Below are 12,454 nucleotides of genomic sequence, written 5' to 3' on the forward strand. Positions count from 1 at the left end.
GTCTGTCATACGGCTACATAAAGCGAGGGTTTCAGCGCAGGCGGTCGCTCAGCCATTGCCCAATGTCTTGTATCTCTTCAGGTAACACTTCGTGTCCCATTGGGTATTCCTGCCATGTCACGGTGACACCATGGTGCTTCAAGTACTCCATTGCTGTACGACCCATGGCGTTCTGCACCACGTCGTCGTACTGGCCGTGCAGGCAAAGGGTCGGAATGCGCTGTTGACTGGCGGATAACTCCAGCTCATCGCTGAACGTGGGGGCATAGGTGGAGAGGGCGATCACGCCACCCAGCGGTCCCTGCCACTTCAGAAAAGCGGTGTGGTAAACCACGGCGCCGCCTTGGGAGAACCCCGCGAGGAAAATTCGCGACGCGTCTATCCCGGTTCTTTTTTGCGCTTCGATCAAATCCATTACGGTTTGCGCCGAAATTTCCAGCTCTTCCAGGCTGATGGAGCGGGCGGGGCTCATGGCCGTTATGTCGTACCAGCTGGGCATCTCGTAACCGCCGTTGATCGTTACCGGACGGATCGGTGCCTGGGGCAAGACGAATCGGGTGGACAGCAGATCTTCCTGTAGGGCTTCGGCTACGGGCATGAAGTCATAGCGATCGGCACCCAGGCCATGCAGCCAGATAACACAGGCATCGGCAGGCTTGGCGGGCTGCAGAATAAGGGGGTCGGTCATGTTCGCTCCATAAACGTGCGCTCGCTCCGATTGGGTGCGTCGGAACGGTGCGCAGTGGGTTGATTTATTAACAAGATGTCGCAACGTTGAATCTTTTACCCTTGAACCTGGGCTGAAACGACTCAGCCGTCACTCTGGTACGGCGCTTGCTATGTGTAGGTCGATGTCAGAACTATCCTCGGTCGGTAACACTATCAGTGAGTGCCGCTTGGGAGATAGCCGCTGGAATTAATGCGACAGTCCCATGCCGCTTGACCCTAAAAAAAGCCAACACGGGTCAATATCGCCTCATAAGGGTGCGCTGGGATTCGAGCTCCGACACAACAAGAGCAAAACTGGAGGTTTGAATGAAGGTATTGAAATCCACCCTGGCCATCGTATGCGCGGCCGCTGTACTGGGTGTCAGCGGTTTCGCCCAAGCCGGCGCAACCCTGGACGCTGTGCAGAAGAAAGGCTTTGTACAGTGTGGCGTGAGTGACGGCTTGCCGGGTTTCTCGGTACCGGATGCCAGCGGCAAGATCCTGGGGATCGACGCTGACGTATGCCGCGCTGTGGCGGCTGCCGTCTTCGGTGACGCCACCAAGGTCAAATTCAGCCAGTTGAATGCCAAAGAGCGTTTCACCGCGCTGCAATCGGGCGAAGTCGACATTCTGTCCCGTAACACCACCATGACCAGCTCCCGCGATGCGGGCATGGGCCTGAAATTCCCGGGTTTCATTACCTATTACGATGGCATCGGCTTCCTGGTTAACAACAAGCTGGGCGTCAAAAGCGCCAAGGAACTGGACGGTGCAACCATCTGCATCCAGGCCGGTACCACCACCGAGCTGAACGTTTCCGACTACTTCCGTGGCAACGGTCTGAAATACACCCCGATCACCTTCGACACCTCCGACGAAAGCGCCAAGTCGCTCGAATCCGGGCGTTGCGACGTGCTGACCTCCGACAAGTCCCAACTGTTCGCCCAGCGCAGCAAGTTGGCCTCGCCGAAGGATTACGTGGTACTGCCGGAAACCATTTCCAAGGAACCACTGGGCCCGGTCGTGCGTAACGGCGACGACGAGTGGCTGGCCATCGTGCGCTGGGTAGGCTATGCCATGCTCAACGCGGAAGAGGCCGGTATCACTTCCAAGAACGTCGAGGCTGAAGCCAAGTCCACCAAGAACCCGGACGTAGCTCGTCTGCTGGGTGCCGACGGTGAATACGGCAAAGACCTGAAAGTGAAGAAGGACTGGGTCGTACAGATCGTCAAGCAAGTCGGTAACTACGGTGAAGTGTTCGAGCGCAACCTGGGCAAGAGCACCCCGCTGGAAATCGACCGTGGCCTGAACGCACTGTGGAACAACGGCGGCATTCAATACGCACCGCCTGTGCGCTGATCGCTGATGGTTCTGTCACCCGGTGGGCCAACCGCCGGGTGATGTTCTGTTCCATTCTTTCCGGGGCACTTCATGCAAAATCAAATCGGCGCACCCAAGCAGAAGCTCAGCTTCAGCGACCCCAAAGTGCGTGCGTGGCTCTTCCAGATCATCACGATTGTGGCGGTGGTCTCGCTGGGCTGGTACCTCTTCAACAATACCCAGACCAACCTTCAGCACCGGGGCATCACCTCGGGTTTCGACTTTCTTGAACGCAGTGCCGGCTTCGGCATCGCGCAGCATTTGATCGATTACACCGAATCGGACAGCTACGCCCGGGTCTTCGTGATCGGCCTGCTCAACACCTTGCTGGTGACGTTCATCGGCGTGATTCTGGCCACCTTGCTGGGCTTTATCATCGGCGTGGCGCGCCTGTCGTCGAACTGGATGATCAACAAACTGGCGACGGTATACGTGGAAGTTTTCCGCAACATCCCGCCGTTGTTGCAGATCCTGTTCTGGTACTTCGCCGTGTTCCTGACCATGCCAGGGCCGCGCAACAGCCATAATTTCGGCGATACCTTCTTTGTCAGTAGCCGTGGCCTGAACATGCCGGCGGCGCTGGCCGCTGACGGTTTCTGGCCGTTCTTGGCGAGCATTGTGCTGGCCATCGTGGCAATCGTGATGATGGCGCGCTGGGCCAATAAACGCTTTGAAGCCACGGGCGTGCCGTTCCATAAGTTCTGGGCGGGCCTGGCGCTGTTCATCGTGATCCCGACACTGTGCGCGTTGATCTTCGGCGTGCCGCTGCACTGGGAAATGCCCAAGCTGCAAGGCTTCAACTTTGTCGGCGGCTGGGTATTGATCCCCGAACTGCTGGCGCTGACCCTGGCACTGACGGTGTACACGGCAGCGTTTATCGCCGAGATCGTGCGCTCGGGCATCAAGTCCGTCAGCCATGGCCAGACCGAAGCCGCTCGCTCCCTGGGCCTGCGTAACGGTCCGACGCTGCGCAAGGTCATCATCCCGCAGGCCCTGCGGGTGATCATTCCGCCGCTGACCAGCCAATACCTGAACCTGGCGAAGAACTCGTCGTTGGCCGCCGGTATCGGTTACCCGGAAATGGTTTCGCTGTTTGCCGGCACGGTGCTCAACCAGACCGGCCAGGCGATCGAAGTCATTGCCATCACCATGAGCGTGTACCTGGCGATCAGCATCAGCATTTCCCTGCTGATGAACTGGTACAACAAGCGCATTGCGCTGATCGAGCGGTGAGGAAACGCACATGAGTTCGCATACTTTCAAACCTGATATGCCGCCGCCGAGCAAAGTCTTCGGGCCGATGGCATGGATGCGCGCCAACCTGTTTTCCAGTTGGCTCAATACACTGCTGACCCTGCTGTCGATCTACCTGGTGTACCTGGTGGTGCCGCCGATCCTGCATTGGGCCATCCTGGACGCTAACTGGGTTGGCACCACCCGCGCCGACTGCACGAAGGAGGGCGCCTGCTGGGTGTTCATCCAACAGCGTTTCGGGCAGTTCATGTATGGCTACTACCCCGGCGATCTGCGCTGGCGCGTGGACCTGACCGTGTGGCTGGCCATCGTCGGCGTGGCACCGTTGTTCATCTCGCGCTTCCCGCGCAAGGCAATCTACGGGCTGAGCTTCCTGGTGCTGTACCCGATCATCGCCTTCTTCCTGCTGCATGGCGGTGTATTTGGCCTGGCCACCGTGGCCACCAGCCAATGGGGCGGCCTGATGCTGACCCTGGTCATCGCCACCGTCGGCATCGCCGGCGCCTTGCCCTTGGGTATTGTGCTGGCCTTGGGGCGGCGTTCGAACATGCCGGCGATTCGTGTGGTCTGCGTGACCTTCATCGAATTCTGGCGCGGCGTGCCGCTGATTACCGTGCTGTTCATGTCCTCGGTAATGCTGCCGTTGTTCCTGCCCGAAGGCATGAACTTCGACAAGTTGCTGCGGGCGCTGATCGGCGTGATCCTGTTCCAGTCGGCCTATGTGGCCGAAGTGGTGCGTGGCGGTTTGCAGGCCATCCCTAAAGGCCAGTACGAAGCGGCCGCAGCGATGGGCCTGGGCTACTGGCGCAGCATGGGCCTGGTGATTCTGCCGCAAGCCCTGAAGATGGTGATTCCGGGGATCGTCAACACCTTCATCGCGCTGTTCAAGGACACCAGCCTGGTGATCATCATCGGCCTGTTCGACCTGCTCAACAGCGTCAAGCAAGCCGCCGCCGACCCTAAATGGCTGGGCATGGCCACTGAAGGCTACGTGTTCGCCGCCCTGGTGTTCTGGATTTTCTGTTTTGGTATGTCGCGCTATTCCATGCACCTGGAACGCAAGCTCGACACAGGCCACAAGCGTTAGGAGTTCTTTTGATGAGCGAAGCAATCAAACAGCCTGTGGGCCCTGAAGGCATTATCCAGATGCAGGGCGTCAACAAGTGGTACGGCCAGTTCCATGTGTTGAAAGACATCAACCTCAACGTCAAGCAGGGCGAGCGTATCGTGCTGTGCGGCCCGTCGGGTTCCGGCAAGTCCACCACCATCCGCTGCCTCAACCGCCTGGAAGAGCACCAGCAGGGCCGCATCGTGGTCGATGGCGTGGAGCTGACCAACGACCTCAAGCAGATCGAAGCAATCCGCCGCGAAGTCGGCATGGTGTTCCAGCACTTCAACCTGTTCCCGCACCTGACCATCCTGCAGAACTGCACGCTGGCGCCGATGTGGGTGCGCAAGATGCCCAAGCGCAAGGCCGAAGAAATCGCCATGCACTACCTGGAGCGCGTGCGCATCCCGGAGCAGGCCCACAAGTTTCCGGGGCAGTTGTCCGGCGGCCAGCAACAGCGTGTGGCGATTGCCCGGGCACTGTGCATGAAACCGAAAATCATGCTGTTCGATGAGCCGACTTCGGCACTGGACCCAGAGATGGTGAAAGAAGTACTCGACACCATGATCGGCCTGGCCGAAGACGGCATGACCATGCTCTGCGTAACCCACGAAATGGGCTTTGCCCGCACCGTGGCCAACCGCGTGATCTTCATGGACAAAGGCGAAATCGTGGAACAAGCGGCACCGAATGACTTCTTCGACAACCCGCAGAATGATCGAACCAAGTTGTTCTTGAGCCAGATTCTGCATTGATCCTGCGGTAATGCTTGAAGATAAACCCGGCCTTGGCGCCGGGTTTATTTTTGCCTGTCGACCGTGTCAGGACGCCTGAGCTGAAAGCTGTTGCGCGTCTTTGGCGATGAGCAGCCGGTTAAGATCTTCGCCAACGTTGAGCGTCTCTATCTCCGCCAACAGGTGGGGATGTTTATCCAACAAGCGCATCAGGATGAGTAATGGCTCAGGTGGAAACACCTCGGCCCTTTCGTACCGGGAAAATGCGTTGTGGCCGCGGCCAATCAACAGCCTCACAGCCTCCTTTTGGGTCAGATGTAATTTGCGCCGAATTCGCTTTATTTCGGCGGCAATGACTTTTCGCGCATCGACCAACAGTTGATCACTGGCAGTGGAATAACGCTCTGCACTGTCGGTGTCCATATCGAACTCCCTTTCATGGCAGACCTGGCATTCCCAGCCGGCGATATCAGGAATCTTGCGCAGCATGCCGCGGGTATTGATCGTGAAAGTGCGACCTTCGAAATGCTGCATGCCTTCAGCAGCGCCGCAGCTCACGCATTGTCGGGTTCTCATGAAGTTTTCTCCTTGAAGGAGATTACCGGCGGCCCACCGCTTGGACGGTAGGTCACTTTGATGTAAATCTCCGTGCCGTAAATCTTGATCAGATAGACGTCCTGCATATCCGATGGTCTGCGTATGTCGTCATTGACTTGTACAACATTCGAGCTTCCAGAGCGCAAACGGCAAGTCGCATCTGACCGAGGCTCAACTCCAGCTGCCGCCCTCCCTCTCGCGCGCTGGCGGTGAAAGCGCGCGCACCTAGCCGGATGACCTCTTGCTTGACTTGAGCCAAATCGTAATGAGGTGTGTGCTTTTCCATAAGACACCTAAGTTGATAATTACCCTTTAAGGGTAATTTTACCAATCGAAAATCTTGCTTCGTTTTCCGCCTGATAACCCTAGTGCGTTGCCTTTGTAGCTGAGTCCTAATAGGCTGTAGGAAAATTCATCCTATGATTGGACGAAAGCGCGAAATCCATGACAGACAGCGTCCCATTGATCAAACGCTCGCTGGTCGACCAGGCCCTTGAACAGTTGCGCCTGCGCATCGCTCAGGGCGTATGGGCTGTCGGCGAGCGCTTGCCTACCGAGCCGGAGTTGTCCGCCGAGCTGGGGATCAGCCGCAATACCGTGCGTGAAGCCATGCGGGTGCTGGCGTTTTCCGGGTTGATTGAGATCCGCCAGGGAGACGGCAGTTATCTGCGCTCGATGACTGACCCTTTGGGGGCGATGCGTGCGTTGTCCCACTGCACCTTGGCGCAGGCGCAGGAGACCCGGCAGATCCTCGAAGTGGAGGCCATTGGTCTTGCGGCGCAACGCCGTACCGAGCAAGACCTGCAGGGGTTGCATCAAGCCCTGCGCACCAGCGCCGCGCTGTATCACGGTGACCTGGAGGCCTATATCCACGCCGATCTGGTGTTCCACACCCGCCTGGTGGATGCCGCGCACAACCCGGCGTTGAGCGAGTTGTACCAGTATTTTTCCGCCATCGTCGGCGCCCAGTTGCGTCAGACCCTCAGTGTTTCACCACGCCGCCAGGCGGTGTTCGACCTGCACAGCGCCTTGCTTGAAGCGGTGGAGCAGCAAGACCCGGAACGCGCCAAATCCCTCTGCCGACAGTTGATCCATGAACCCTGAAGCCCAACGCACACCCGAACTCGAAGAACTGCTGATCGATGCCGAGGCCGATGACGACGAGGTCCAGCACACCCCGCCGCAGGTCAGCCGCCCGTGGCTGTTGCTGCTGGGCCTGGTGCTGGTGGCGTTGAACCTGCGCCCGGCGTTGTCGAGCATGGCGCCGTTGCTCAGCGATGTGTCGGCCAGCCTGGGCTTGTCGGCGGCCAAGGCCGGTTTGCTGACCACTTTGCCCGTGCTGTGCCTGGGGCTGTTTGCGCCATTGGCGCCGATTCTAGCGCGGCGATTCGGCGCCGAGCGCGTGGTGCTGGGGATCGTGCTGACACTGGCCGGTGGCATCATTCTGCGCAGTGCATTCGGTGAGGTCGGGCTGTTTGCCGGCAGCCTGATTGCCGGGGCGAGCATCGGCATTATCGGCGTGTTGCTGCCGGGCATCGTCAAGCGTGATTTCGCTCGCCAGGCCGGGGCCATGACCGGCGTGTACACCATGGCGTTGTGCCTGGGCGCCGCGCTGGCGGCGGGGGCGACAGTGCCGCTGAGCCATGTGTTCGGCGACCGCTGGAGCATGGGCCTGGGCTTCTGGATGGTGCCGGCGGTGGTGGCGGCGTTGGTGTGGTGGCCCCAGGTCGGGCAACGACACGGCGCCCATCGCGTCGCGTATCAGGTCAAAGGCTTGTTACGCGATCCGTTGGCCTGGCAGGTGACGTTGTACATGGGCCTGCAATCGTCCTTGGCGTACATCGTGTTTGGCTGGCTGCCGTCGATTCTGATCAGCCGCGGCCTCAGCGCAACCGAGGCCGGGCTGGCGCTGTCCGGCTCGATCATCCTGCAATTGATCAGTTCGCTGGCCGCGCCCTGGTTGGCCACTCGTGGCCGCGACCAGCGCCTGGCGATCGTGGTGGTGATGCTGCTGACCCTCGGCGGGTTGTTCGGTTGCCTCTATGCGCCGCTGGACGGTCTGTGGGGCTGGGCGATCCTGCTCGGCCTGGGCCAGGGCGGCACCTTCAGCCTGGCATTGACCTTGATCGTGCTGCGCTCGCGGGATGCCCACGTCGCCGCGAACCTGTCGAGCATGGCTCAGGGTTTCGGCTATACCCTGGCGTCCCTCGGCCCGTTTGCGGTCGGCCTGGTACACGACTGGACCGGCGGCTGGAGCGCCATCGGCTGGATTTTCGCGGTGATCGGCCTGGGCGCGATCATTGCCGGCCTGGGCGCAGGGCGTGCGCGTTATGTGCAGGTCACCAGCGAGAAACGCTAGAGATAGATCACTTCCAGAGTCGCCGAGCCGTCGAGCAGGGTGTCGGTGCTCAGGTCCAGGTTCTGCCGTGCGTTGATCACCGCTTGGACCTTGACCGTGCTGATCAGCTCCTGGATCGCCGAAGGCCCGGCGGTGCTGCCCTGCCTGGCGGTAAAGCCCAGGTAGCTATTGGCGCCGATATCAATGGGGTTGAGGTTGGCGGTGCGCCAGGCCAGGCCGCCGGTGGTGGACTCGGTGCCGTACACCGTCACGGTGCTGTCCACCAGCGTGTTGCGGGGGTCGAAGGTCATCGAGTAAAGCCCAAGCCGGTTGCCGCTGTTGTCCAGTCCGAGCCCGTAGTAAATCTCGCTGTTGACCGTTGCGGTGCCCTCGCGATTGTCGCGCATGCGCAGCGCAAAACGACTTGGCGCCGTGCAGGCGATGCTCACTTGCAGGTGTTTGATCGGCAGCCGCGTGCTGGTCTCCAGGTTCAGATCCTGCTGGGACATCTTGCCGTAGTCGATCAGCCCGCCGCCGGACAACTGAGGGTCGCAGGCGGTGGGCGTGACCACGCCTTTGACCGTCAGATCGACGCTGGAGGCGGCCTGGGTGTGGGCCGTGGCGGTCAATAACAGCAGGCTGTAAAAAACGATGGGATAAGCGTTCATGGCGTCAATTCCAGAAGTTAGAGGTAGATGATTTCGAGGGTGCCGGAGCCGTTGATCTGCACCACCTGACGCAGATCCAGGGATTGGGTCGGCGCCAGGTAAGCCTTGATGCGTAACGTGCCGCTCAGGTGCTGGATCGCCACCGGGCCTTGGGTGCTGCCCGCCAGGTGGGTGAAGCCCATATAGCTGTTGGCGGCGATGGGGATCTGCCGCGCACTGGCGCTGCTCCAGGCGGCGCCGTTGCTGGTGGAGTCGGTGCGATACAGCGCGCCGTAGGCATCGGCGGAAAAGTCTTCCGGGTCGATGTTCACGTAGAAGCGGCCGATCTTGTTCTGGCTGCCGTCGCGGTCCAGGCCGTATGCGGTCTCGTCGGTGCCGCCGGTGGCCGAGCCTTCACGGTTGTCGTGCATGCGCAAGGCGAAGGGCACGGGCGCGTCGCAACTGACGGTCATTTGCAGGGTGCGGGTGGGCAACGGGGTTTCGTTTGTGACGCTCAGGTCCTTGGCCAGCAAGGTGCCGTAATCCACCAGGCCGCCGTTGGACAACTGCGGCGTGCACGCCACCGGCGCGAAGTGCGCGCGCAGGGTCAGTTCACGGTAACGACCGCTGCGCTGGGCCTCGAACGTCCCGTTGACCTCCCAGGTGGTGGCGTCCCGCACGTAGGTTGCGGCCCTGTCCGTCCAGGCGCTGAGGCTCAGTTGCAGGGAAAAGGTTTTACCCTGTACCACCGCGCCGCCTTGCACGGGGGCCACCAGGTGACCAGTGCGCCATGTCAAGCGCGGGCCAACCACGGCTGGCGGTTGCCCGGCCACGGGCATCAAGCCCAACTCCACCGACCGACCATCCACTACGCCGTCACTGAGTTCGAGCGCGTAGCTGCCGTGTTCGGTGAATTGCAGGCGTTCGGCACTGGCGGCGAGGGCGCGATAAAACACGCTCAGGTCCTGCGCTTGCGGGCACGCAAGGGTCAGGCGCAAGCGGCGCTCGCCGAGCAGGCGCTGGGGTGCGCTGTCGGTTTGCGCCAGGCGGTTCATCAGGCCCAGGTCCAGCAGCGATTCGCTGAGGGTCAACTGGCACTCGTCGTTGGCCAACGCGTTGGCTGTGGCGCCGACGATGAGCAGCGATGCGGCCGTCAACTGCCGCAGCAGGCGAATAGGGGGCATGGTTACGGTCCTCATGATGGGGTACAGCGCGCGAGTGCGGTTTCGAAATACACCTCGGGATCGCCCTCATCCGGCAGCTCGAACTGCAAGCGACAACGGGGCAAACCGGGGGCACTGACCCACAGGCCGGACGAGGCCAGCACATTGGGCAGAAACACCTGGCCGCCGTCCTGAACCAAGGTCACGAACTCGCCGTTGGCGGTGCTGACACTGGCGCCGCGAGGCAGCAACACGCCCTGTTCGGTGCGGGCGGTGAGCAGCACGCGACGGGTCAGGCTCACGCCGAACTCCACGCGGTCCACGGCGCCGCGTCCGGCCGCGAGCATCGCCAGGCCGTTATTGATATCGGCATTGCGCGGCAGCGAACGGGTTTGCACTTCCACCGGGCTGCGGCCATAGGGGCTGATCTGGGGGACCACGGCCTGGCCTTGCCAGTCGGTCCAGACCGGGCCGCTGGGGGTGCTGAGCTTGATGCCGCTGATGTCGCCCACCGAAACCAAGGCAAAGGTGTCACGCACCGGATAGGGTGACAACGTGACCCCGCCGCCATGCACCACCACGCCACCGCGAGCGCTGCCCTGATAGCTCGAACGCTCGGCGTCGGAGCGGCTGTAACTGACATCCAGCTGGCTGTAGCGGGGCAGGGCCGAAAGGCCGAGGGTGGTTTCCACTTGTTGGTCGCGGGTGTCGTGTTCGGCGCTGACGCGGTAGCTCAGTTGGTCGTCGATCTGCTCATTCACCCCCACACCGGTACGGTGCTCGCCCCCTGAATTGCGCACCCAGGCCCGCACGCGCCGGTTATCCCCCAAGGGCAGGCTGACGTTGAAGTAGAACGCGTTGTCCTGCTGTTGGCGCCCGCCCATCTGCCACTCGGCACTGGCCGATAACGACACGCCGCTGACGCTGGTGCCCCAGGACACCAAGCCCCGGCTGCTGCTGTCGCCGTCGAAGTTGCTGGAGCGCGACACCCCGGCACTGAATGCACCCAGCCACGGATGCGCCCAACCCAGGCTGGCGCTTTGTTGGTCGCGATAGCGCGAGCGGCGCTGCTGGGTGGTCTCGGCCTCGTAGGTGGCCTCCTCCAGTTCGCGATAACCCGGCGTGCGCCAGGCGTTGGCCACGCTGAACGACCATTGATCGTTCAGGCGCTGGGACCACGACAGGTCGGTCTGCACACCGCGCACCTGGTCCCGTGCATGCGTGTCGGCCACTTGGCTGGCCAGTTGTACCTGGCTGTCCAACCCCGGCAACCAGCCCAGGCTCACACCGGCGGCGCGGTATTCGCTGGCGGCCAGCACGCCGCTGCCCAGCGACAGTTGCGGGTGTACGGCACCGGTCCAACCGGCGCTGACCACCCAGGGATCGTCTCCCTGGGCATCGCCGATGTTGCGCACACGCCCCGCCGACACCGAGTAACCCCGCGCCGGCAACCCCAGGCCGAGCATGGCGGCCGGAACGGTAAAGCGCCGTTCGCCACCGTTGCTTTCCTTGACCGTCACCTCGACGTCGGAGCGCGAGTTCAGGCGCCGCACGCCCGTCAAGGAAAACGGCCCGGCGGGAACTACCGTGGAGTGAATCAACGTGCCGTTCTGGCGCACTTCGACTTGGGCCGGGCTGTTGGCGATACCGTCGATGGTCGCGCCCTGACTCTGCTCTTGCAGCGCCTGCTCGGTCAGGACCTGCACACCGGTGATCTGCGCGCCGGGCAATACCGGGTTGTACAGGTTGACCTGCCCCGCCTGCAGCACCGCCTGGTGGCTGGCAAAGGTGCGCTGGGCATAGGCCTCCAGGTGCGTACTGCGCGAGAGGCCGTCCTGCCAGGTCTGCACCTGACGGCTGCGTACGATCCAGTCGCCGGCATTGAAGCCGACCTCGGTGTTGGCCGAGCCGAAGCGGCTGTCGCTGTCGCCGAAGCGGTTATAGAACCCGGTCAGGTCGTAATTGAGCAGGCCGGCCACGCCACCGGTTTCATAGCCCGAGACATCCTGTTGTAGCGGGCGCAGCGCCTCGGTCGGCACCACCAACGCCACCGTGAGCGTGGCTGGGTCCGGTTCCACCAGGCTTTGGGGATACTGTGCGAGAAAGTCGTGGCAGGGGCCGCTGTCGTCAGGTAAGCGCAGGTTGGCGGCGTCCAACAAGGCACGGTCGAAGCACAAGGCACCTTGTTGATAGAAGTTGACGTCAAGCCGACCGCGGTGCTGGCCGTTGACCCGCAGGCTGACGGCATGCCGCCCTGCGGCAAAGCGCGGAGGTTCCAGCAGCAGGCTGGCCAGGTGCGGGTCAATCCCGCGTTGCCGCAGGGTGGTGGCATCGAAGCCTTGGCGTGCATCGGCGCTGGCGGCCAAGGGTGCCAGCGTACAGGCCAGCAGCAGCGTGATAGTGACGGGCACAGTGGCGCCGTCACGGTAACTCAATACTGTTTTCACAAAGGGCACTCGAATGATGGACGCTGGAGCGTCCTGGTGACGGTCATCGAGCCGTCACTTCGATGCAGGCGGTAACCG

General features: G+C 61.8%; 11 protein-coding genes and 1 pseudogene. 6 read left to right on the top strand and 6 right to left on the bottom strand.

Features of this window, described 5'->3' with window-relative positions; translation table 11 throughout:
• Nucleotides 1–31 precede the first annotated feature (31 nt).
• Nucleotides 32–688: an alpha/beta hydrolase gene (locus ACFZPT_RS08375; RefSeq protein ID WP_034096004.1), complete on the bottom strand. Its 657-nt coding sequence runs from the start codon at nt 686–688 to the stop codon at nt 32–34.
• A 347-nt stretch (nt 689–1,035) separates the two neighbouring features.
• On the opposite strand from ACFZPT_RS08375, the gene ACFZPT_RS08380 reads away from it, so the two are divergent.
• From ACFZPT_RS08380 to ACFZPT_RS08395, 4 genes are all read left to right on the top strand, one after another.
• Nucleotides 1,036–2,067, top strand: coding sequence for an amino acid ABC transporter substrate-binding protein (locus tag ACFZPT_RS08380; protein WP_034096005.1), 1,032 nt, complete (start codon nt 1,036–1,038; stop codon nt 2,065–2,067).
• A 72-nt stretch (nt 2,068–2,139) separates the two neighbouring features.
• Nucleotides 2,140–3,321, top strand: coding sequence for an amino acid ABC transporter permease (locus tag ACFZPT_RS08385; protein ID WP_099312812.1), 1,182 nt, complete (start codon nt 2,140–2,142; stop codon nt 3,319–3,321).
• Nucleotides 3,322–3,331: 10 nt separating this feature from the next.
• Nucleotides 3,332–4,429: an amino acid ABC transporter permease gene (locus ACFZPT_RS08390; RefSeq protein WP_034096007.1), complete on the top strand. Its 1,098-nt coding sequence runs from the start codon at nt 3,332–3,334 to the stop codon at nt 4,427–4,429.
• Between the two features lie 11 nt (nt 4,430–4,440).
• A complete protein-coding gene (locus tag ACFZPT_RS08395) occupies nt 4,441–5,205 on the top strand; it encodes an amino acid ABC transporter ATP-binding protein (protein ID WP_034096008.1) in 765 nt (254 codons plus the stop codon).
• A 66-nt stretch (nt 5,206–5,271) separates the two neighbouring features.
• Here the strand turns inward: ACFZPT_RS08395 and ACFZPT_RS08400 are convergent, their stop codons facing one another.
• Nucleotides 5,272–5,760 (bottom strand): type II toxin-antitoxin system MqsA family antitoxin, encoded by a 489-nt coding sequence (locus ACFZPT_RS08400; RefSeq protein ID WP_034096009.1) that lies wholly within the window; start codon nt 5,758–5,760, stop codon nt 5,272–5,274.
• A pseudogene (locus tag ACFZPT_RS08405) lies at nt 5,757–6,067 on the bottom strand (type II toxin-antitoxin system MqsR family toxin). The gene ACFZPT_RS08400 and the pseudogene ACFZPT_RS08405 overlap by 4 nt, the downstream one beginning before the upstream one ends.
• Nucleotides 6,068–6,225: 158 nt before the next feature.
• On the opposite strand from ACFZPT_RS08405, the gene ACFZPT_RS08410 reads away from it, so the two are divergent.
• Nucleotides 6,226–6,885, top strand: a complete 660-nt coding sequence (locus ACFZPT_RS08410) for a FadR/GntR family transcriptional regulator (RefSeq protein ID WP_099312811.1) — start codon at nt 6,226–6,228, stop codon at nt 6,883–6,885.
• Nucleotides 6,875–8,140, top strand: coding sequence for a CynX/NimT family MFS transporter (locus tag ACFZPT_RS08415; RefSeq protein WP_034111844.1), 1,266 nt, complete (start codon nt 6,875–6,877; stop codon nt 8,138–8,140). The genes ACFZPT_RS08410 and ACFZPT_RS08415 overlap by 11 nt, the downstream gene beginning before the upstream one ends.
• Here ACFZPT_RS08415 and ACFZPT_RS08420 read toward each other — a convergent pair.
• Genes ACFZPT_RS08420 through ACFZPT_RS08430 form a run of 3 tightly spaced genes read right to left on the bottom strand, consistent with a single transcriptional unit; the run spans nt 8,137 to nt 12,376 of the window.
• The gene (locus ACFZPT_RS08420; RefSeq protein ID WP_034096012.1) at nt 8,137–8,787 is read right to left on the bottom strand and encodes a DUF1120 domain-containing protein; all 651 of its coding nucleotides are present in this window, start codon (nt 8,785–8,787) and stop codon (nt 8,137–8,139) included. The genes ACFZPT_RS08415 and ACFZPT_RS08420 overlap by 4 nt on opposite strands.
• A gap of 17 nt (nt 8,788–8,804) precedes the next feature.
• On the bottom strand, nt 8,805–9,950 hold the full coding sequence (locus tag ACFZPT_RS08425; protein ID WP_379555139.1) for a DUF1120 domain-containing protein: 1,146 nt from the start codon (nt 9,948–9,950) through the stop codon (nt 8,805–8,807).
• An 11-nt stretch (nt 9,951–9,961) separates the two neighbouring features.
• A complete protein-coding gene (locus tag ACFZPT_RS08430; protein ID WP_379555137.1) occupies nt 9,962–12,376 on the bottom strand; it encodes a fimbria/pilus outer membrane usher protein in 2,415 nt (804 codons plus the stop codon).
• Between the last annotated feature and the right edge of the window lie 78 nt (nt 12,377–12,454).

Source organism: Pseudomonas sp. MD330_10 (genome assembly GCF_042610415.1).
In the GTDB taxonomy this organism is placed as follows: domain Bacteria; phylum Pseudomonadota; class Gammaproteobacteria; order Pseudomonadales; family Pseudomonadaceae; genus Aquipseudomonas; species Aquipseudomonas rhodesiae.